Origin of the sequence: Cohnella suwonensis, assembly GCF_042655365.1 — a bacterium.
GTDB lineage: Bacteria > Bacillota > Bacilli > Paenibacillales > Paenibacillaceae > Cohnella > Cohnella suwonensis.
Genome location: NZ_JBHSMH010000001.1, coordinates 169,426 through 190,575, shown reverse-complemented (window position 1 = coordinate 190,575; position 21,150 = coordinate 169,426). Strand labels below are relative to the sequence as shown.

The window sequence follows — 21,150 nt, the reverse complement described above, 5'->3', positions numbered from 1 at the left end:
ATCTCTCCACCAGCTGCCCGTCAGCTACGAGGCGACTTGGCTCTTACCTCGACCGGACTTTCACCGGCTAGTTGTGCCTAACTTGGCTAGGCGCGCAATAACGCGAAAAAGACCGCGGTCCCCCTTTTCGGGGGAACACCGCGGTCTTATTGATTTTATAAGCCTTTGACGATTTCTGCGACGATCGCGAAGGAACGATTGGCCGCTTCGACGGTAAACTCCGCGAAGTTCACGTGCGCCGAACCGTCCGCTTTGTCGGACATCGACCGGATGACGACGTACGGCACGCCGTTCATATGGCACGCTTGCGCCACGGACGCCCCTTCCATCTCCGTGCAGGCTCCGCCCAACTCCTCGTAAAGCTTCTTCACGACGCCGCGGTCCGCGATGAATTGGTCTCCCGAGAGCACTTTGCCCGTCGCGCAGCGGCCGGGATACACTTTCTCGCCGGCGCTTTCCGCTAGCGCGATCAAGCCCGCTTCGGCCGGATATTCGGACACATCCTGGTAAGGAATGACCCCCGGGGCGAATCCGAGAGCCGTTACGTCCACGTCGTGCTGCAAACAGCTGGAGGAGATAACGATATCGCCGATGTTTAACGCCGGATCTACCGCCCCCGCCACGCCCGTAAACAGAATCGCGTCCGCCCCGAACCGGTCGATCAGGATTTGCGTGCACACGGCCGCGTTCACTTTACCGACCCCTGAGCGAGTCAAGACGACTTTCCTCCCATGAAATACGCCGCGATGATAGTCGATGCCGGCGTGCCGCTCGCTTTCCTTATTTTCTAGTCCCGCGAGCAGAAGTTCGATCTCCTCCTGCATCGCTCCGATAATGCCGATCGTACCGTAGGTCATCTCGATCTATCCTTTCAGATGTAAATGCGTATACTCGCAAAGAGACCCCGCATCGAGCGCCGAGGCGCCGAAGCAGGGCTCCGAAAACGCGTTTCTAACGGCCGTTCGGCGAACCGACCGACTTGCGCACGATCAACTCGTGAGGCAGCGTCACGATCGCGTTCTCTACCGTTTCCTTCTTCATCAGCTTCGTGAGCAACCTCATCGACACGGCGCCGATGTCGTACATCGGCTGCGCGACGGTCGTCAACAACGGACGAACCATCGACGAGATGCGGCTGTTGTCTACGCTGATGACGGACAAATCTTCCGGAACGGACAATCCCGCGTCCTGAATGCAATGAACCGAGCCGATCGCCATCTCGTCCGTCGCGGAGAAGATCGCGGTAGGGCGGTTGGACAAATCGAGGAAATATTGCGTCGCTTCGATGCCGGACTCGTATTTATAATTGCCGATCCGCACGTAATCTTCGCGGTAAGGGATACCCGCTTCTTCGAGCGCGCGCTTGTAGCCTTGGTAACGGGCGTATCCGTTCGCCGGATCCTGCAACGTGCCGCTGATCATCGCGATCGCCTTGTGGCCTTCGGCGATCAGACGGTTGACCGCGTCGAACGCGGCCGCTTCGTGATCGATGTCGACGGAAGGAATGTCGCCCTTTTCGTCCTTCGTCGCGCAAAGCACGATCGGAACGTTGGACGTCTTGAACGCTTGGACGTGCTCGTCCGTCACCGCGCCGCCCATGAACAGCAAGCCGTCGACCTGCTTCTCCAATAGCGTGTTGATGACGCGGATTTCCTTATCCTTGCGCTTGTCCGCGTTACATAGAATGATATTATAGTGATACATGTTGGCGATATCCTCGATGCCGCGCGCCACTTCCGCGAAAATCGCATTCGCGATGTCGGGAATGACGACGCCGACGGTCGTCGTTTTCTTGCTGGCGAGACCGCGAGCGACCGCGTTCGGCCGATAGCCGAGACGCTCTATCGCTTCGTATACTTTTTTCCGCGTTTGCGGCTTGACGTTCGGATTGTTGTTGACGACGCGGGATACCGTCGCCATCGATACGCCTGCCTCGCGAGCAACATCATAAATGGTTACCGTCACAATGATTCGCTCCAATGTTCGTGACTGGGCGGCAAAATGTCGTCCAATCATGGATGATTAAGGTAATCATACGACAAATCCGCATGTTTAGCAATCTGACATGGGAGATAATCAGTATGCGAGTCGAGATAAAGAGGGTTACGCGTTCGCGCCGAGCTTCTCCGACAGGAAATCGTACGTAATGCGCCAGTGCGACTCGTTCCAAACGGGCTCTCCGCCTTTTACGAGAATCGCTTGAGGGGATGCATGCTTGATGCCCAGACGCTCCGCGATCGCGTTGCTGACCGGACGATCCTCGATGACGTGCACGATCGCGTAGTCGACGTCCGCCGCCTTGGCGTCCTCGATAAAGTGCGAAAGCTCCTCGTGGGCGCCCGCGCTGACGGAGCAGCTCGTGCTGTGCTTGAATACGAGAAGGGGCTTGCCGGAAGAAGCTTGCAGCGCGTTCTCCCATTGTTCCATAGTCGTCAGTTGATTGAATTTCGCCATCATGGTTTTTCCTCCTTATGCCTTATGCGTCATCTTATTCTTTCATCGTAACAGAATGAAGGCGGGAGATCAAAAAAGACGGGAGCGATGGCCCCCGTCCGACGGATGATCGGAATCGTATACGATAGCTAGATTATGTATTGGGCGCTGAGCTGGGACAGGCGGCCTTCGATTTCCGCTTTCCATGCGTCGTCTCCGACCGACGTCGCGAGCAGCAGCAAATCGAGCAGCTCGTTGATTCTCTCTTCCGCCGCGCGGGCGATCATCGTCTCTTGCAGCGGTTCGGAACGGATCATCGCCTGCGATAGCACGCCCGCCCATTCGTGCACTTCGTCGAACGAAATGCTTCTGGCGATCGGTGCGGCGCCGAGCTGGCCGACCAGCTTGCCGACGTCTTCCTTCACGCCGGGAAACACGTCGTTCCTTCCGCAGTCCGAGCAGTTGTATACGGGCACGTTGTTGATATTCACTTTTTTCGCGAAAATGACGGTGCGGAGCATAAGCTTCATCGCGCCTCCGCAGGAACAGTGTTTGGACACCAGGGTTTCTCTCCTTAAGCAAGAGCTTTCCCTACTCCTATTCGCTTCGGAGGCTATGAAATCCTTCCGGAGCCCCCCGTGTAATTTCTGGAACCTCTTTCTCTGCCGCGGACGTTTCGCAGCGCGATCAGGACCAAGACGGCCGCGACGGCGGCGCCGATCGCGTCGTGAAGCAAGTCGGACGGGTCGGGCGTGCGCATCGGGACGTAGGATTGGTGCCACTCGTCCGTGACGCCGTAGAGCGCGCACAAAGCGACGTTCAGCATGGCCCCCGGCCACGTCGACGAAAGCTTGGCGCCGAACGCGTACGCGAACGTCAACCCGAGCGCGAAATAAGCGACGTAATGCATCGGGTTGAAATCGGCCAGGCCCGGAAGCCACTTCTGCACCCACGGCAGTACGGTGTCCAGCTGGTCCCCGCTGCGCGAGGACGTGAAGAAGATCGTCAGCATGCACGCGAGCGCGGGAACGTATCTCCATCGGAATTTGATTTTCATAACGTCGTTCCCTCCCGGCATCGCTTGTTTCGGCGGCGCCTGACATTTGGTACAATAAAATATTGAATCGACTTGGAGCGACCCGCGATAGAACGATGAACGAGAAACGGAGGGACGAACGATGACAGCGATCAAAAGAGTCGTCTGCCTGCTGGACGACGAATTCGAAGATTTGGAGCTTTGGTACCCGGTATACCGGTTGCGCGAGGACGGTGCCGAAGTGTTGTACGCCGGCCCGGAAAAAGGTCGCAAGCATATCGGCAAATACGGCGTTCCCGCCGTGGCCGACCTTTCTTACGACGATCTCGACGCGGACCGGTTCGACGGACTGCTCGTGCCGGGAGGCTGGGCGCCGGACAAAATCCGCCGGGACGCCCGCGTGCTCGAATTCACGCGCCTCATGAACGAAGCTCGCAAGCCGATCGGCCAAATCTGCCATGCCGGATGGGTACTCGTCTCCGCGAGAATCCTGCAGGGACGGACGGTCACCTCGACGCCCGGCATTCGCGACGACATGGAGAACGCCGGCGCCACGTGGCTGGACGAGGCGGTCGTCGTCGACGGCAACATCGTGTCCGCTCGCAGGCCGCCCGATCTGCCGCCGTACGCAAAAGCGTTCAGCGACTTGCTGTTCGGTCGCCGCTAAGACGCCGATAGCAAGTCCCTATTCAAATGTCAGCCTCCTTGGCCCAAGCCAAGGAGGCTGTTCGTTCGGCGGCGCGGAACTAGACGATCGGACGGGCGTTGCCCGGCGCGAGCGCCGCTTCCGCGTTGAATTGGCCGGCGAGCGCCCTCACTTCGGCGGCCGTCTTGCAGCGGAACAGCCCCTGTAGCAGCTTACGGCTATCGGACGCTTTCGTGCGAAGCAAGCTTTCCTTCACCGGCAGTATCGCTTGGGCGGACAGGCTCAGCTCTTCGATGCCGAGTCCGAGCCAGATCGGCAGCGCGTTAACGTCGCCCGCCACTTCGCCGCAGACGCTGACGGGAATGCCCCGCTTTTGGGCGGCGGTCGCCACCGTCCGGATCATGCGCAGGATGGCCGGATGGAACGGCTCGTATAGGTGGCTGATCTTCTCGTTCATCCGGTCGACGGCAAGCGTGAACTGGATGAGGTCGTTCGTACCGATGCTGAAGAACGACGCTTCCTCCGCGAGCAGGTCCGCGATGGCCACCGCTGCGGGCACCTCGATCATGATGCCGACCTTCACGTCGTCCCGATATTCGATGCCTTCGTAAGCCAGCTCTTTTTTCGCCTCGGCGAGCACGCCGTTCGCTTCCCTCACCTCGTCCACGGACGTAATGAGCGGATACATGATCCGTACGTCGCCGAATGCCGATGCCCGCAGAATGGCGCGAAGCTGAGTCTTGAACAAGTCTTTGCGCTCCAGGCTGAAGCGGATCGCCCGGAAACCGAGGAACGGATTCTCCTCTTCCGGAAGCTCGTAATAGTCGAGCTGCTTATCCCCGCCGATATCGAGCGTGCGGATGATCAGCGTCCGACCTTTCAGCTTCTGCGCGACGGCGCGGTACGTCTCGAATTGCTCCTCTTCCGTCGGGAAACGGCTTCTGTCCATGTACAGGAACTCCGTCCGGAACAGGCCGACGCCGTCCGCGCCGTTATGTAGAGCCGCGTCGAGCTCCTTTAGCGAGCTGATGTTGGCCGCCAGCGTCAAGTGAACGCCGTCCGGCGTCACCGGAGGCACTTCGACCAACTGGAGCAGTTGTTCCTTCATCGCCGTCTGACGCTTGCGCATCTCGGTGTAGCGGCCGATCGTTTCCGAGGACGGATCGATCTGGAGAAGTCCGGTCTCTCCGTCCACGATAAGCAATTCTCCCGTCGCGATCGGTTGCTCCAGCTTCCCTTCCACGCCCATCAGCATCGGGATGCCGAACGCTCTCGCCATGATCGCCGCGTGCGACGTCGGGCTGCCGACCATCGTCACGATGCCGAGCACGAGCTCGGGCTTCAAGTGAACGAGTTGGGAAGGAGACAGCTCCCGCACGACGAGCACGAACGGTTGCGTATCTTCCGGAAGCGCGATTTCCGGCACTCCGAGCAAGTGCTTGAGCAGCCTGTTGCCGACGTCTTTAATGTCCAGCGCGCGTTCCTTCATATATTCGTCGTCCAGCAGGTCGAACATCGTCACGAAATGATCGATCGCTTCCTTGACCGCGACTTCGGCGACTTTGTATTGCCTCTGAATGATGCCTTGGATCTCGTTCATGAACACGGGATCTTCCAGAATCGCGAGATGGGCGTCGAAAATGCTCGCTTCCTCGGAGCCTACCGCCTCGTCCATCTCCGTCTTCATCCGGTTGATTTCCGTCTTCGACCGGCGGATTCCTTCGTACAGACGGTCGAACTCCTTGGCCAGATCGGCCACGTCGATTTTCTGATCCGGCAGCTCCCATTCCCAATGCGGGAGAACGAACGCTTTGCCGATCGCGATCCCTTGAGACGCCCCCAAAGCTTGAATCATTTCTCCGCCCCCTTGTTCTCTCTCTCTTTCAACACGACCGACATGACCGCCGCTTGGCCTTTCTTGACGACTTTGTACGGCGCGAACCTCCAAGACTTCACGATATCGCTGTTCGTGATCACCATCGGCGTCTCCAGCGATTTCGCGTGCAGCTTCAGCGTCGGGAGATGGAATTTCAGAAGCGGTTGCCCCGGCATGACTTCGTCGCCCATCTTGACGAGACAAGTAAATCCTTTGCCTTCCAGCTGGGAGGTGTTAATGCCGACGTGCAGCAGCACCTCCAGCCCCTCCTTCGTCTCTAATCCGATCGCGTGCAGTGACGGATGGATATGGACGATCTTGGCCTGGAGCGGCGCCACCAATTCTCCTTTGTCCGGGACGAAGGCGACGCCGCGGCCGACGAGCCGCTTCGCGAATATCGGGTCGTCGACTTCCTCCAACGGAATCATCCGGCCTTGCACCGGCGAGTGGAACTGGATTTGGCGAACGTCGGTCTGGATATGCTTATGGATTTCCTCGCGGATCAATTCCGAGAACGTGCCGAACACGACTTGCACGTGGCCCGCGCCGAGACGAATGACTCCCGCCGCGCCCAAGTGCCGAAGCGACTGGGCGTCGATCCGCCTGTCGTCGTCGAGCGTCAGCCTGAGCCGCGTAATGCACGCTTCCAGCCGGACTACGTTTTCTTTGCCCCCGAGCGCCTGCAAAATAAGGGGAGCGCGATAAGGAATGTCTCCCGCCCAGTCGTCCAGTCTCGTGGCGTCCTCCCGGCCCGGCGTCGCCAATTGGAATCGCCGGATGCTCCAGCGGAACACGACGTAATAGAGCGCGCCGACGGCGAGTCCGATCGGAAGCAACCACCAGCCGTGCTTCGCGAGCGGCATATTGATGAGATATTCGAGGGCGCCGGCCGAGAACGTGAACCCGTGCCGGATGTCGAGCTCGTACGCGAGCCACATGATACCGCCGGACAACAGCGCGTGAATGATGAACAAGTAGGGCGCGACGAACAGGAACGCGAATTCGACCGGCTCGGTGACTCCCGTCAGGAAGGAACTGAGCGCGGCAACCCGGAACTGCTTGCTCGTCTTCGGCTTTAAGTCTTCGCGAGCCTCGTGGATGATGGCGAACGCGATGGCGGGCAGCGCGAACATCATTGTCGGGTATAAGCCTGCCATGAAATAACCGGCGGTCGGATCGCCAGCGAAGAATCGCGGCATATCTCCGAAATAGACGGCGCCGTCCGGCGTGGAATATTGACCGATCTGGAACCAGAATACGTTGTTCAGGAGATGGTGCAAGCCGAAAGCGACGAGAATGCGATGCAGGAAGCCGTACAGGAAGATGCCGAAGCCGCCCGCGGAATTGACGATCGTGCCCGCGGAATCCGCCCAGCTTCTCAGACCTTCCCCGACGCCGATCATGAGCCAGGCGAAGCCGAGCGACACGACGCTCATGAAGAGCGGCACGAATCGCGATCCGCCTAGAAATTGCAGAAACTCCGGCAGCTGGAACGACTTGAAGCGGTCGTGCGCCCAACCGGACGCGACGCCGATGACCGCGCCGGCGAACATCGAAGGCTGCACCCCGTCCGGATCGTACGTATGGGTGACGATCGTGAAGATGAACATGCCCGTCAGCGCCGCCATCCCCGCCGTCGCCGTCTGGTTCGACAGGCCGAGGGCGATGCCGATCGCGAATACGTACGGCATGTATTGGAAAATCGCCAAGCCGGCCGCGTTGAGCAGCTCCGGCGCTTGATCCCAGCCGAACGCGTCCCACGGCAGGCGGGCCAGCATCAAGAAGATGGCCGCCGCGGGCAGCACCGTCATCGGAAGCATCATCGCCCGTCCCAGCCGCTGCAGATACCCGATTCCGTACACTCTTTTTCCCTCCTCTCTCGTAAAACTCTATATAAACAAAATAAGATGATCACAGGTTTGAGCGCCGATGTATCTCCCTCCAGCCGCTTCCTTTCCGCCCATTGCCCTGAACGATTCTCAAAGGGGGCAATGGGCTTCAAGAGGCGGACGTAAACTCTTACGGGAGATACATCTATGCTCTTTTATCCGATCATCCAAGTCATTTTCCCATCGTACGCGATTCGTTCCGCTCGAATGGTTTAATTAATTATCTTTACCCTTAGGGAGAAGGATGGAATCCTCCACCTTGATGCAGCGGTCCATGATGACGTTCAAGCCGCCCGCTTGGGCGATCGAAGCCGTCTCCTCGTTCGCGATTCCGAGTTGAAGCCAAAGCGTCTTCGCACCGACCTCGACCGCTTCTTGGGCGATCGGGGGCGTATGCTCCGGACGGCGGAACACGTTCACGATGTCGATCGGAACGGGAACGTCCTTCAGCGAAGGGTAGCTCGTCTCGCCGAGGATGGACGATGCGTTCGGGTTGACCGGAATAATCCGGTAGCCCTTCTTCTGCATCGCCTCGGATACCATGTGCGACGTCTTGGAAGGATCGTCGGACAATCCGACGACGGCGATCGTGTTCGATTGTTGCAGGATGCTCTTGATCTCGTCTCGCGACGGATGCGTGTAAGACATCTTCAGCGCCTCCTTGGCATGGGCTTATGATTTCGTTTCCGGCTTATTCTGTCCATTCCACTTGGGCGCCAAGCGCCTTCAAGTGGTCGAAGTAGATCGGATACGACTTGGCGACGTGGTGCGCGTCCTTGATCCGGATCGGCGCTGCGGAACGCAGGCCGACGATCGTCAGCGCCATAATGACGCGGTGGTCGAAGTGCGCGTCGATCTCCACGCCGCCTTCCACGCCTTCCGGGCGTCCGTGGACGATAATCTCGTCCCTCTTCTCCTCCACGTTCGCGCCCGCTTTGCGGAGCTCCGCCAAGTAGTCGGTAATGCGGTCGCATTCCTTGTAGCGCAAGTTCTCGACGTTATAGAAACGGGAAGTCCCTTCCGCGAATACGGCGGCGGCCACCATCGCGAGCACGCCGTCGGTGAACTCGTCCCCGTCGAATTCGCCTGCGGTCAGCTTGCCGTTGCCTTTTACGCGAACGATGCCGTTCTCGTGCGTCAGCGGCACGTTCATCGCTTTGAGCACGTCGACGACGGCGCGTTCTCCTTGCTTGCTGTTCTCCATCAAGCGGTGGACGACGACGTCGGACTCGGTGACCGCGGCGGCCGCGAGAATCGCCGCCGAACCCGGATAGTCGCCCTGTACCGTATACGTTTGCGCTTTATATTTTTGCTTGCCCGGAATGCGATAACGCATCAAGTCGTCGGAGGCTTCGATAACGATGCCCGCCTGTTGCAGCACCTCGAGCGTCTGGCCGATGACGACTTTGGATTTCAGGTCGTGCAACACTTCGATCTCGCTGTCTTCGTCGAGAAGCGGCGTAACGAAGAGCAACGAGCTGAGGAATTGCGAGCTGACGTTGCCCGACACTTGGATTTTGCCGCCGCGCGGATTGCCGCCCTTGATCGTCATCGGCAGTCTGCCGTTGTTATGCTCGATCGTCACGCCCATGCTTTCCAGCGCCACGATCAGATCGTCGTGCGGACGCTTGCCGAGCGATTCCGGATATGCGTTGACGAAGCGGACTTCCGGCAGCAGAGCCGCGACCGACATGACGAAGCGCAGTACCGCGCCGGCGTTGCCGACATTCAGCTCTTTCGCCGGTTGCGGATGGCGACCGAAGCCGGTAATGACGATCTTCGTCTCGTCTTCTTCCACGATCGCTCCCAGGTCGCGAATACAGCGGCGCATCGCTTCGCCGTCTTCGCTGTGCGCCGGATACAAAATCGTGCTCGTGCCTTCCGCGAGCGCGGACACGAGCAAGTAGCGGGTCGTATAGTTTTTGGAGGACAACGCTTGAATTTCGCCGCTTAGCTTCCTTGTCGGGGTAACGATCATATCCATTCCGAAACACGCTCCTATTTAGTGGATATTCAAAAAGTCCGGTTTTGATCACGATGCTGTACGGGATGTCTACTCGACGTCGAATCTTGAATTCAGCCGGGACTTCCGGTTCTCACGTAGGTTTGCCTACGCTCCGATCCTCATTCCTTAGCTTCTTTCAACCTTCTCGGTGCTGAAAACCGAACTTTTTGAATTTCTTATCGAGTGGTTATTCAAAAAGTCCGGTTTTGATCACGATGCTGTACGGGATGTCTACTCGACGTCGAATCTTGAATTCAGCCGGAACTTCCGGTTCTCGCGTAGGTTCTCCTACGCTCCGATCCTCATTCCCTAGCTTCTTTCAACCTTCTCGGTGCTAAAAAGCGATCTATTTGATTTTCGTTAAATTGGAATAGCAAATCTTATACTTCATTATGTAAGCATCATGTCGCCGATCGCGACGCCAAGGGCGGTCAGGCCGAAGCCGACGGCGTAGGTCGCCGCGACGTAATAGAGCAGCGTTCGCTTGGCTCCGCTTCGCAGCAGCGACGCCTTCTGCACGTTTAACGTCGAATACGTCGTCAAGCCGCCGAGAATGCCCGTGCCGGCGAACGCGTACAGAACGGCATGGCCGCTTTCCAACCGACAGCCGATGAAGAGTCCCATCAAGAAGGACCCCGCCAAGTTGACGGCCAGCGTCGCGTAGAAACCGGGCTTCTTCTTGGCCGCGGCCGCACGGCTGGCGCCGTAACGCGCGAGCGCGCCGATTGCCCCGCCGAGCCCGACGAGGCAGGCGATCCCGAATTGGCTCATGCTTGCTCGCCCCTTCCCCTCGCCAGTCCGACCGACGCGAGCCACCAGCCTCCGATGCCGCTAAGCAGCAAATAAGCAGCCGCGGGACCGTTCGCTCCTTGCCCGAGCATATGCCAGAGCTGCCCGTTAAACGCGCTGAAAGTCGTATACGCGCCGAGAAAACCGGTTCCCGCGATTTCCGCGATCGCGGGCGACGTTTTCCCTCGAATCAACGCTCCCGTCAGCCATCCGAGCAAGAAAGAACCGGACGCATTGATGAACAGCGTTGCCCACGGAAACGAGTCCGCTCCCCCGCTCAGCGGGATCGACCCGATGCCGTAACGGGCGAGCGCGCCGAGGAAACCCGCCGCCGCGATGCCGATCGCGATTTTCATGCCCGTCTCCCTCCGAATTGACAGCGCCATGCGCAGTTTCTTATGATGAATAAGATTACAGAATAGAGAGGTTGGCTGACATGAGCGATTATGCGACGATTAGCGTCGAACAATTGAAAGCACGACTGGACGCCGGAGAGAACATCCGTCTCATCGACGTGCGCGAGGACGAAGAAGTCGCGCAAGGCATGATTCCCGGCGCCGTCCACTTGCCGCTCGGACAAATTCCGCAGCAGCTGGCCAACATTCCGAAAGACGAAGAGGTCGTCTTTATCTGTCGGAGCGGTTACCGCAGCGACCAAGCTTGCCAGTACTTGTCCGCCCAAGGCTACAAAGTCGCCAACATGGTCGGCGGCATGCTCGCCTGGAACCAACTGCCTTGACTTAACGTCCCGGCATCCAGCCGGCCAGAAGGTCCGCCAGCTCTAGCGGGGTGCGCTCGGACGTGTCGACCGTCGCTTGCGCGAAGTCGTAGGCATGCCGCCTCGCTTCGAGCAGCGCGCCGACGCGTTCTTCCGCGTCGCCCTCGAGAAGAGGACGCGTGCCCGCCGCGGCCGCGCTCGTCACCCTGGACACGAGCGTCCGCCGATCCGCGGTCAAAGCGACGACCCATCCGCCCTTCAGCATCGTTCTCCGGTTTTCTTCCCGCAACGCCGCGCCTCCGCCCGTCGCCACCACTTGGTTCGGACGGCTCAGCACTTCTGTCAGCACGCGGCTTTCCAAATCCCTGAAAGCCTGTTCCCCGTCTTCCGCGAATATTCTTTTAATGCTTTTACCCGCCGCTAGCTCGATTTCCTCGTCCGTGTCCTTGCTATCCCAGCCGAGCTTCTCCGCGAGCAATCGGCTGACCGTCGATTTTCCCGTACCCATGAACCCGACGATGACCACGTTGCGGCTTGTGCCGAATTGTTCCAACGCAAGTTCCCCATTTCGTGTTTTTACGCAATATCTATCATAGCATATCGGTTACGAGGTATAAAACGAACGGTTTATCCGTAACTTTGATAGTGTACGGAACTACGGAACATTCCGATACATAGCCCGAAGGTGATGTTGCGCTTTGGACCTTAAACGCTCCGCTCCCCAGCCCGAACAACCGCTCAAGCGACTGCTCGATCCCTCTTACCCGCTATGCCGGGAGGACGTTCTGTGGGCGCTGGGCTTCGTGAAGAAAAAAGTGGCCGATAGAGCTCCCGAATGGTCGGGGCTCGATCGGCCACAGCTGCTTGCCCATTTTGCCTGCTTCGCGGATATGGCCTTGTTGCTTTTGCACCGGCGAAGCCCGAGCGGCCAAGAGACCGCCTGCTTCCGCAAGATGCTAAGCGAACTGTCGCCGCAGGGTGATATTAACCGTTGATCCAGTTGTGATGGAACGTGCCTTCTTTGTCGAGGCGCTTGAACGTGTGCGCGCCGAAGTAGTCGCGTTGCGCCTGAAGCAGGTTCGCCGGAAGACGCTCGGAACGGTAGCTGTCGTAGTAAGCGATCGCGCTCGCGAACGAAGGCACCGGAACGCCGTAAGCGATCGCCGTAGACACGACTTCGCGCCACGCGTCTTGGTAAGCTTCCACGACGCCTTTGAAGTACTCGTCCAACAACAGATTGCGAAGCTCCGGCTCGCGGTCGTAAGCGTCCTTGATGTTTTGCAGGAAACGGGCGCGGATAATGCAACCCCCGCGGAAAATCATCGCGATGTCGCCGTAGCGCAAATTCCAGCCGTACTCCTCGGAAGCGGCGCGCATTTGCGCGAAGCCTTGGGCGTAAGAGCAGATTTTGCTCGCGAACAGCGCTTTGCGCACGCTCTCGATGAAGGCGGTTTTGTCGCCTTGGAACGGCTTCGTCTGCGGTCCTTTGAGCACTTTGCTCGCGGAGACGCGCTCTTCCTTCATCGCGGACAAGAAGCGCGCGAAGACGGATTCCGTAATGATGGACAAAGGAACGCCCAAGTCGAGCGCGCTTTGACTCGTCCATTTCCCGGTGCCCTTCTGGCCGGCGGAGTCGAGAATGACGTCGACCATCGGTTTGCCCGTTTCTTCGTCCTTGTGGGAGAAGATGTCGGTCGTGATCTCGATTAGGTAGCTGTCGAGCTCGCCTTTGTTCCATTCGCCGAAGATTTCGTGAAGTTCTTCCGTCGATACGCCGACGACGTCCTTCAACAATTGGTAAGCTTCGCAGATGAGCTGCATATCGCCGTACTCGATGCCGTTGTGCACCATTTTGACGTAGTGTCCGGCGCCGTCCGGTCCGATGTACGTGCAGCAAGGGTCGCCGTTAACTTTGGCGGAGATGCCCGTCAAGATCGGCTCGACGAGACGGTAAGCTTCTTCAGGTCCGCCCGGCATAATGGAAGGGCCTTTCAGCGCGCCTTCTTCGCCGCCGGACACGCCCGTTCCGATGAAGTGGAAGCCTTGAGCGGTCAAGTCTTTGCTGCGGCGTTGCGTATCCGGGAAGTACGCGTTGCCGCCGTCGATGATAATATCGCCTTGGTCCAAGTGGGGGATGAGCGACTCTATCGTCGCATCCGTGCCCGCGCCCGCTTGAACCATGATCAGAATTTTACGAGGCTTCTCGAGGGAAGCGACGAACTCTTCGACGGAGAACGCGCCGACGAGATTTTTGCCTTTGCCTTCAGTGCTCAGAAGATCGTCCGTTTTCTCGCGGGAGCGGTTATACACCGCTACGGTGAAACCGCGGCTCTCGATGTTAAGCGCGAGGTTGCGTCCCATGACCGCAAGACCGACGACGCCAATGTTAGCTTTCGACATGTTTTTCTTCATCCTTTTGATACAAAATTTTCACAATAAGACTATTGTACTCTTTTTGAACCGAGATGAAAACCATCATTTGTTATTCGCAAAAACCGGAAAATTCTTCTTGCAATCGCAATTCACTTACTGTTTAATAGTAAATATAAAATATTAAGGAGTTGTATATAATGGCAGCAAGCAACTGGGCATTAGATAAATCTCACAGCGGAATTTCTTTCAGCGTTCGCCACATGATGATCACGAACGTACGGGGCAGCTTCAACGATTTCGACGCGACGGTATCCGCCGATCCATCCGACTTGTCCGCGCTGGAAGCGACGCTCACGATCGACGTAAACAGCATCAACACGAAGGACGAAGGCCGCGACGGCCACTTGAAATCCGCGGACTTCTTCAACGCGGAGCAATTCCCGCAAATTTCGTTCAAGAAAACCGCCCTTTCGTCCAAAGGCGGAGACGACTACGCGCTGACGGGCGACCTGACGGTCTCCGGCGTCACGAAATCGGTCACGCTGAACGCGGAAATTTCCGGACCGGCCAAAGACCCGTGGGGCAACGTGAAGCTCGGCGTAGCCGCGGACGGCGTCATCAGCCGCTCCGAATTCGGCCTCACTTGGAACGCCGCGCTGGAAACGGGCGGCCTGCTCGTCGGCGACGCGATCAAAGTCCATATCGAGCTCGAATTCGCCCAAGCGAACTAATCCATTCATATCCCCGTTAACGCGGAAAACGGAGCGCCCCTCTCTCGAGGAGCGCTCCGTTCTTATTCGCGATCTATCTTGTCATTGCTTCAGTCATAGCTCCAGTAACAGCATTTCCGTGCGCATGCCCTTCAACTTCGTCTTGCTCTCTTCGATCGCCTCAGTATGGCCGTTCACGATAGCTTCGTGGAGAACGGCGAGCTCGTAGTCGATTTCAAGGCGAAGAACGCCCGCTCGCTGCTCGGCTCTTTTGGACTTGAACGCCTGAACCATGTCTTCTATCGTCACTTGGGGACGCTTCTGAAAAATAATCCGATGTTCCATGCCGGACACCTCCACGAGACGGATAATTTCGCCGAACATAATGTTCTCGATTCTGAGCACCTGGTGATCGTGAAATCTTTTGACGACGGCGTGGCCGCGGGAGTTGTTAATGAGCTTCTCGATCCATTGCGCCAGCTTCTCGTCCTTGACCAAGTAATCCCCGACGAGCTTGTAGCGCCCGAGTACCCGGAGAAACCTGAGCTTCAGCAGCTTGCGGCCCGTGCGGACGGAAACGATGAATTGATGGTCGTTCTCGTTCCAGTAAAGGGAATAGCCTTCCTGGATGAGCTCCCGGATCAAATTCTGAATTTGGCGACGGTCGAAACGAAGCTCCAGGTTGCAATATTCCACCTCATGGCTGCGGTTCACGGCCATCCCCCCTCCTGCGTTTCGCATGGCTTGAGATATTGACCGAATTGTCTGAATATTGTGGCTTACTTCTATCTTATACTCCATCTTATGTTATGGCAACTTGGTTTCTTGACTATTTTGCTTCCTAATTTTGCTCAAGAATACGGAATCCGCAAGCGCTTGCCCACCATTGTCCCCGGATGGTACACTTTTCAGAAAAGCCCACTTAAGTGAATGTTCAAAAAGCCCGGTTTTCAGCACCGAGAAGGTTGAAAGAAGCTAGGGAATGAGGATCGGAGCGTAGGCAAACCTACGTGAGAACCGGAAGTCCCGTGCAGCATTCAAGATTCGATGTCGAATAAGCTTCATGATTCACTTCGTGATAAGAAAAACTTCTACCGAAGGACTCTCGAAGATGAGCGACCGCGAATTGAGGAAGTTTTTCTAAGTACAGAAAGTATTCATTTCGCTTAATCATTATTGCGAACTTTAACTTTCTGTAACGTTCAAAATCGGGCTTTTTGAACTCCCTTACAAGGAAGAGGAGAAATCGTCATGACCATCGTTCATTCCCCGGCGAACCGATTCGCCGGATTTCGCGATAGCGACTTCGAAGTGTTCGAGATCGAAGGGCTCGAAGCCAGAATGGAAGCCCTCATCGATCGGGTTCGTCCGAAATTCCACGCCTTAGGCGAGACGGCGTCGGCTTCGCTCGCCGCCCTGACCGGCGAAGAGATGTTCGTGCACGTCGCCAAGCACGCCCGCCGGACGGTCAATCCGCCGAACGACTCTTGGGTCGCCTTCGCGAACAACAAGCGCGGTTACAAAGCTTACCCCCATTTCCAAATCGGGCTTTGGTCCACGCACGTTTTCGTCCAATTCGCGATCATCTACGAATGTCCGGGCAAAGAACGGTTCGCCGAACGGGCGCTAACCGAACTCGGCTCGTTGCGCAAGTCGATTCCGGACGACTTCGTCTGGTCGAAAGACCATATGGTGCCGACCGGCCTGAAACACGGAGAACTGTCCGACGAGGAACTGGCCGACCTGCTGAACCGGTTGAAGACGGTCAAAGCGTCGGAGCTGACATGCGGCATCCACATTCGTCGGGGCGACCCGATTCTGGCCGACGGAGAAGCGTTCCTGCGCCTGGCGGAACAAACGTTCCGCACGCTTCTTCCCCTTTATCGAATGGCTTAGTTTTATGGAAAAAGGAGCTTGCGCCCGGCCACGCCGGGAACAAGCTCCTTTTCTTGCATTGCGTGCTTCTTATTGCGCCGCCGCTTCGCGAATGGCCGTCGCGAGGGCTTTGCGCTGACGCGCGGACTTGCGGAAGTAGAACAATTCGTAGATGCAAGGGACGATAACGAGCGTCAGCAGCGTCGAGACGATCAGTCCGCCGATAACGACGACCGCCAAGCTCTGGGAGACGATGCTTCCGCTTTCCGCCGAGCTGAACACGAGCGGCAGCATCGCACCTACGGTCGCGGTCGCCGTCATCAGAATCGGACGCATCCGGATGCCGGCCGCTTCGAGCAACGCTTCGCGAATCGTCATGTTCTTGTCGACTTCGTTGTGGCGTACCCGGTCGATCAACACGATAGCGTTCGTAACGACGATGCCGACGAGCATAACGACGCCGAAGATCGCCGTGAAGTCCGGCGAGATGCCGGTCACGATCAGGCCGAGAACGGCGCCGATCGGAATGAAGAAGATCGAGAAGATGATTGCCAGCGGCGCCTTGATGAGCTTAAACGTGAATACCATGATCAAGTATACGATGCCGATCGAGACGATGAGCATCGAGAACAGGCTCATCATGTCGGCCGATTGGTCGGCGGACGCGCCGCCGACGTTGATTTCCACGCCTTCCGGCGCTTTGACTTCCTTCACTTGCTTATCGATTTCCTTGCCGACCTTGGACAACTGGGACGGCTCGACGGAAGCCGATACGCGGACGTAGCTTTTGCCGTCTTTATGGTAGTACGACGTCGCTTTCTCTTCCTTCACCCATTGGGCGATCGAGGAAACGGGAGCCGGGCCCGCGTCGGTCATGACGGTCAGACCGTTCAATTCGTTCTCGGAATCTGGCTTCATGACGGGCTGCAACATGACCGGAACCGATTGGTTGTCGATCGCGACGGTGCCGATCGGCACCGCGTTCAGCATGCCTTGCAGCTGCTGCGCGATGTCTCCGGCTTTCGCCGTCGCCGGGTCGACCTTCAGCGTATATACCGTTTTCTTCTCTTGCTGGTTGCTTTCGACCTTCAAGACGTCTTTCACCGGCTTGATCTTGGCCATCACATCTTCGGCCGTCTTGCCGATCGCGTTCAGATCATCGCCCGTAATGTCGACGATGATCTGCGTCGAGCTGCCGCCGGTCAGGAACGTTCCCGTTCCCGGCGTAATCTCGCCGCCCGGGTAATTGGAAGATTGCGCCTTGATGTCTTCCATCGTCTTCTCGGCGTCTGCGCCGTCTTTCATTTTCAGCATGTACGAGACGAGAGTCGGGGAAGATACCGCGCCGTATTTGGCGGCGTCGGCGCTATTGCCGTTCGACATCGTGACCCACTCGACGTCGTCGCGCTTCATCAAATACTGTTCCAGCTTCATTCCGTTATCGAGCACTTGCGCAACCGGCGTATCCGGCTTGTATTCGAGCGTCACGCTGACGTTCTCCGCGCTCGAGGAATCGATCGCGCCTTTCGGCATCGCCACGTACGTGCCGAGCGATCCGAACAGCAGCATGATGACGACGACGATCGGAATCCACTTGAATCTCAAGTTCCATTCGAGGAAACGCGTGAAACGGCGGGAAGGCATGTGCTCTTTGATCGTCGAGTTCTTCAACATGCCGGCGCTCATGAGCGGAATGACCGTCACGGCGACGAGCAGCGACGAGAGCATCGCGTACGTCATCGTCAGCGCGAACGGAAGCAAGAACGCTTGCAGTCCGCCCCTCAGCAGGCTGATCGGCAGGAAGACGCAGATCGTGGCCAGCGTGGACGACGTAATGGCGCGGGACACTTCTTTCGTCGCGTCGATGACGACTTCGACGGAGAACTTCTCTTTCTGTAGCCTGCGGAAAATGTTCTCGATAACGACGATGCTATCGTCGACGAGACGGCCGACCGCGACCGCGACGCCGCCGAGCGTCAGAATGTTCAGCGTGATGCCAGACAAATCGAGCAAGTAGAGCGTCATGGCGAGCGACAGCGGAATCGAGACGATCGTAACGAGCGTCGCCCGGACGTTGCGCATGAAGATCAGGATGACTATCGTCGCGAGCAACGCGCCGATGAGCACTTCGCGGATCATGCTGTTGACGGAATGAACGACTTGCTCGGACGTACTGATGTAAACGATCAAGTTCATTTGCGATTTCGGATCGCCGTTATACTTCTTGACGATTTTCTCGACTTCGCTGCCGACTTTGACCGCGTTGGAATTCGCGCCCTTGGAGATGACGAAATCGAGCGCGTCTTTGCCGTTCATGCGGAACAAGCTTTCTTTGGAATCGTCGTACGTGACCGTCGCGACGTCGCCGAGCTTCACGCCTTGGGCGACCGGCAGCTCTTTCAGCGTCTCGACGTCGCTCAGCGTCGCGGAGACGTTCAAGTTGACGATCTGGCCGTCCAGCGTGCTTTCGCCGACGGAGGCGGAAGCGTCGCGGCCTTGCAGCACGCCGTATAACGCTTGAAGCGGGACGCCCTTCGCCGTCAGCTTGTCGAGATCGGGTACGACGGTGATATTCGGTTGCGATTTGCCGGACATCTGAACGGTGCCGACGCCGTCGATCGATTTCAGCTCATCCAGCAGCTGCTGTTCCAGCTTTTCCTTCTGCGCGTCCGTCACGCCGTCCGCGAACGTCGCCGTAAGGAACGAGATCGGGATCATCGACGTGTTGAACTGAACGACGTACGGCGGCGATACGTTGGCCGGAAGCTGGACGGCGGCGACCGCCTTCTCTACTTCGAGCTTCGCCTCTTTCATGTTCGTGTTCGGGTCGAAGTTCAGATTCACTTGGCCGAAGCCGTCTCCCGACGTGGAGAAGATGTTCGTCTTCCCTTTGATCGAGGTGAGCGCCTGCTCCAGCGGCCCCGTCACTTCCCTGTCCATCGAGGACGCGTCGTAGCCCGGTCCGATGACCGAAACGGTCACCTGCGGATTGTCCGCCTCCGGCAGGAATTCCCTCGGCAATTTCGTGTAGCTCAGAATCCCCATCGCAAGTACCATCACCACGATGACGATCATGGCCGCTTTGTTGCGGAATGCTCCGTTTATCAAACTTTTCACTAGAATAGTTCCCCTTCCACTCCATGATTTTCTGTAATCTAGCATAACGGTTTCGCTCGCGCGTGAAAAACGACTGCAGACCGGACTTGAACCTAGACTAAAGTCTGATTCCACATCCTGCCTTAGACGCCCTTTCTTTCCAAGAATAAGGGACGAATATGAACGGAATATGAACATCAGGGAATGAAAGGGCTAACATGCAAAAAAACAACCGAAAGGTTTCCCCATCGGTTGTTTCGTAGTTCCGTTAACGATGCGTCGCGGTGAATCAAGCGGCGGTCGCCTTCGCGACATCCCGGCTTCGAAAGTGGGCCAGCAAGCCGAGCGCCGCGAGCGACAACGCGCCCGATGCGACGAACGGCAGCCAATCCGCCGCGCCGAGCAACGCCGCGCCGAGCACCGGTCCGACGATCCGGCCCAGGCTATCCATCGAGGAGCTCAGTCCGGAAGCGATGCCTTGGCCTACCGTCGTCTTCTGCGTGATGAGCGACGTGACGCAAGGCTTGATGAGAGAGTTGCCGATGCCGAACACGCACAGGTAGACGGTCGCGACTCCCCAGCTGCTCGCGGTCAGAAGCAGGAAGAAGCCCAGCGCCGAGATGACAAGCCCTATTGCGATATAGCGGCTCTCCTGCCCGTTCTTGATTTTGCGGCGAACGAAGCCGCCCTGCACGAGCGCGCCGGCCAAGCCGCAGAAGAAGAACATCATCCCGATCTGCAGCGGCGTCACGCCGAACTTGTCCATGCCGTATAATTGAAGCGTCGCCTCGAGAATCGCGAGCGAGAACGTCACGAAGAAAGCGAGCACGTACAGCGACTTCAGCGCGCCTTGGAAAGCGGCCCAGCGCGAAGTCTTGACGGCGTTCGCCTTGACGGCGCGAGCTTCCGGCGGCAACGATTCCGGCAGCTTGAGCCATGCCGCGACGAAGACGATGAACGACAGCGCGGCAGCCGCGTAGAAAGGCGTATGGATCTGCACTTCGCTGAGCAAGCCGCCGAAGCCCGGTCCGAACGTAAAGCCGAGCCCGATGCTCATGCCGACGACGGCCATCCCTTTCGTCCGGTCTTTCTCCGTCGTAATGTCCGCGACGTACGCGACGATGCAAGAGACGACCGCGCCGGAGAACAGGCCGCCTAGAATGCGCGAAGCGTACATGATCGCGAGATTGTCTCCAGACAAGCCGAACAGCAGGAAGCTGATGCTGAATCCGAGAACGCCGACCATGATGACGGGCCGCCGCCCGATCTTCTCCGATAAACCGCCCCAAACCGGGCTAAGCAGGAAACTCATCAAGGAATAGATGGCCAGCATCGCCCCGGTATGCCAGTTCGCCGACTCGCCGCTCGCTTCGGACACGAGCTGCGGCAAGACGGGAATGATAATGCCGAATCCGATAAAAATCGTAAAGAGCATAAGGCCTACGATCGCTAATTTGCTTTTCACGTGAATGTCCTCTCCTCTGACTCATGGAAGCTTCTCGATTCGTAGAATTACGTCATATGACTGATGGTAGCATATCGCGGGCCCCGTTCCAAATGCGTTCCGATGGCGTTTTCGTGACAACTTGCGGGGCGCCCGGGGGACGGTAACGCGGCGCCGGCCGGGCGCGCGCGGAAATGCGGTTGATTTCCCCCCCATATTTGTTATACTCATGCTTGTTTGGACGACCTAAGTTCAAACAA

At 57.7% G+C, this 21,150-nt stretch carries 21 protein-coding genes; 5 read left to right on the top strand and 16 right to left on the bottom strand.

Annotated elements, in window-relative coordinates; genetic code table 11:
- Positions 1 to 155: 155 nt before the first annotated feature.
- From ACFPPD_RS00895 to ACFPPD_RS00875, 5 genes are all read right to left on the bottom strand, one after another.
- Complete coding sequence (locus ACFPPD_RS00895; protein ID WP_209747754.1) at positions 156 to 857, bottom strand: 5'-methylthioadenosine/adenosylhomocysteine nucleosidase; 702 nt, start codon at positions 855 to 857, stop codon at positions 156 to 158.
- A gap of 94 nt (positions 858 to 951) precedes the next feature.
- Positions 952 to 1,965 carry a catabolite control protein A gene (ccpA, locus tag ACFPPD_RS00890; RefSeq protein ID WP_209747752.1) on the bottom strand — a complete coding sequence of 338 codons (1,014 nt, stop codon included), beginning with the start codon at positions 1,963 to 1,965 and terminating at the stop codon, positions 952 to 954.
- A gap of 138 nt (positions 1,966 to 2,103) precedes the next feature.
- Positions 2,104 to 2,457, bottom strand: a complete 354-nt coding sequence (gene ytxJ, locus ACFPPD_RS00885) for a bacillithiol system redox-active protein YtxJ (protein WP_378081015.1) — start codon at positions 2,455 to 2,457, stop codon at positions 2,104 to 2,106.
- Between the two features lie 125 nt (positions 2,458 to 2,582).
- On the bottom strand, positions 2,583 to 2,993 hold the full coding sequence (locus tag ACFPPD_RS00880; protein ID WP_209747750.1) for a TraR/DksA C4-type zinc finger protein: 411 nt from the start codon (positions 2,991 to 2,993) through the stop codon (positions 2,583 to 2,585).
- A 53-nt stretch (positions 2,994 to 3,046) separates the two neighbouring features.
- A complete protein-coding gene (locus tag ACFPPD_RS00875; RefSeq protein WP_209747748.1) occupies positions 3,047 to 3,490 on the bottom strand; it encodes a VanZ family protein in 444 nt (147 codons plus the stop codon).
- 121 nt (positions 3,491 to 3,611) lie between these two features.
- Here ACFPPD_RS00875 and ACFPPD_RS00870 point away from each other — a divergent pair, with 121 nt between their 5' ends.
- Positions 3,612 to 4,136: a type 1 glutamine amidotransferase domain-containing protein gene (locus ACFPPD_RS00870; protein ID WP_209747745.1), complete on the top strand. Its 525-nt coding sequence runs from the start codon at positions 3,612 to 3,614 to the stop codon at positions 4,134 to 4,136.
- A 79-nt stretch (positions 4,137 to 4,215) separates the two neighbouring features.
- On the opposite strand, the gene ptsP is transcribed toward ACFPPD_RS00870, so the two are convergent.
- The 6 genes from ptsP to ACFPPD_RS00840 form a co-directional block, all read right to left on the bottom strand.
- Positions 4,216 to 5,970, bottom strand: a complete 1,755-nt coding sequence (gene ptsP, locus ACFPPD_RS00865) for a phosphoenolpyruvate--protein phosphotransferase (RefSeq protein WP_209747743.1) — start codon at positions 5,968 to 5,970, stop codon at positions 4,216 to 4,218.
- The gene (locus ACFPPD_RS00860) at positions 5,967 to 7,814 is read right to left on the bottom strand and encodes a glucose PTS transporter subunit IIA (protein ID WP_378081025.1); all 1,848 of its coding nucleotides are present in this window, start codon (positions 7,812 to 7,814) and stop codon (positions 5,967 to 5,969) included. The genes ptsP and ACFPPD_RS00860 overlap by 4 nt, the downstream gene beginning before the upstream one ends.
- Positions 7,815 to 8,096: 282 nt before the next feature.
- A complete protein-coding gene (locus tag ACFPPD_RS00855; RefSeq protein ID WP_209747738.1) occupies positions 8,097 to 8,528 on the bottom strand; it encodes a CoA-binding protein in 432 nt (143 codons plus the stop codon).
- 43 nt (positions 8,529 to 8,571) lie between these two features.
- A complete protein-coding gene (aroA, locus tag ACFPPD_RS00850) occupies positions 8,572 to 9,864 on the bottom strand; it encodes a 3-phosphoshikimate 1-carboxyvinyltransferase (protein WP_209747736.1) in 1,293 nt (430 codons plus the stop codon).
- A gap of 411 nt (positions 9,865 to 10,275) precedes the next feature.
- Positions 10,276 to 10,656, bottom strand: coding sequence for a fluoride efflux transporter FluC (locus tag ACFPPD_RS00845; protein WP_209747734.1), 381 nt, complete (start codon positions 10,654 to 10,656; stop codon positions 10,276 to 10,278).
- The gene (locus ACFPPD_RS00840; protein WP_209747732.1) at positions 10,653 to 11,030 is read right to left on the bottom strand and encodes a fluoride efflux transporter FluC; all 378 of its coding nucleotides are present in this window, start codon (positions 11,028 to 11,030) and stop codon (positions 10,653 to 10,655) included. Before ACFPPD_RS00840 ends, ACFPPD_RS00845 begins: the two co-directional genes overlap by 4 nt.
- Before the next feature lie 80 nt (positions 11,031 to 11,110).
- Between ACFPPD_RS00840 and ACFPPD_RS00835 the strand changes: the two genes are divergently transcribed.
- On the top strand, positions 11,111 to 11,413 hold the full coding sequence (locus tag ACFPPD_RS00835) for a rhodanese-like domain-containing protein (RefSeq protein WP_209747730.1): 303 nt from the start codon (positions 11,111 to 11,113) through the stop codon (positions 11,411 to 11,413).
- A gap of 1 nt (position 11,414) precedes the next feature.
- Here the strand turns inward: ACFPPD_RS00835 and ACFPPD_RS00830 are convergent, their stop codons facing one another.
- A complete protein-coding gene (locus ACFPPD_RS00830) occupies positions 11,415 to 11,945 on the bottom strand; it encodes a shikimate kinase (RefSeq protein WP_378081011.1) in 531 nt (176 codons plus the stop codon).
- A 145-nt stretch (positions 11,946 to 12,090) separates the two neighbouring features.
- Here ACFPPD_RS00830 and ACFPPD_RS00825 point away from each other — a divergent pair, with 145 nt between their 5' ends.
- Entirely contained in the window at positions 12,091 to 12,387 is a 297-nt protein-coding gene (locus tag ACFPPD_RS00825) for a hypothetical protein (RefSeq protein ID WP_209747728.1), read from the top strand.
- Here ACFPPD_RS00825 and gndA read toward each other — a convergent pair.
- Positions 12,377 to 13,792, bottom strand: a complete 1,416-nt coding sequence (gene gndA, locus ACFPPD_RS00820; RefSeq protein ID WP_209747726.1) for an NADP-dependent phosphogluconate dehydrogenase — start codon at positions 13,790 to 13,792, stop codon at positions 12,377 to 12,379. The two genes, ACFPPD_RS00825 and gndA, sit on opposite strands and share 11 nt — an antisense overlap.
- Before the next feature lie 170 nt (positions 13,793 to 13,962).
- On the opposite strand from gndA, the gene ACFPPD_RS00815 reads away from it, so the two are divergent.
- Positions 13,963 to 14,496 (top strand): YceI family protein, encoded by a 534-nt coding sequence (locus tag ACFPPD_RS00815; RefSeq protein ID WP_209747724.1) that lies wholly within the window; start codon positions 13,963 to 13,965, stop codon positions 14,494 to 14,496.
- Positions 14,497 to 14,589: 93 nt separating this feature from the next.
- Here the strand turns inward: ACFPPD_RS00815 and ACFPPD_RS00810 are convergent, their stop codons facing one another.
- A complete protein-coding gene (locus ACFPPD_RS00810; protein ID WP_209747722.1) occupies positions 14,590 to 15,189 on the bottom strand; it encodes a hypothetical protein in 600 nt (199 codons plus the stop codon).
- 537 nt (positions 15,190 to 15,726) lie between these two features.
- Here ACFPPD_RS00810 and ACFPPD_RS00805 point away from each other — a divergent pair.
- Complete coding sequence (locus ACFPPD_RS00805; RefSeq protein WP_209747720.1) at positions 15,727 to 16,371, top strand: YktB family protein; 645 nt, start codon at positions 15,727 to 15,729, stop codon at positions 16,369 to 16,371.
- Positions 16,372 to 16,440: 69 nt separating this feature from the next.
- On the opposite strand, the gene ACFPPD_RS00800 is transcribed toward ACFPPD_RS00805, so the two are convergent.
- Both ACFPPD_RS00800 and ACFPPD_RS00795 read right to left on the bottom strand, forming a co-directional pair.
- Positions 16,441 to 19,467 (bottom strand): efflux RND transporter permease subunit, encoded by a 3,027-nt coding sequence (locus tag ACFPPD_RS00800; RefSeq protein ID WP_378081007.1) that lies wholly within the window; start codon positions 19,465 to 19,467, stop codon positions 16,441 to 16,443.
- 268 nt (positions 19,468 to 19,735) lie between these two features.
- On the bottom strand, positions 19,736 to 20,911 hold the full coding sequence (locus ACFPPD_RS00795) for an MFS transporter (protein WP_209747715.1): 1,176 nt from the start codon (positions 20,909 to 20,911) through the stop codon (positions 19,736 to 19,738).
- Between the last annotated feature and the right edge of the window lie 239 nt (positions 20,912 to 21,150).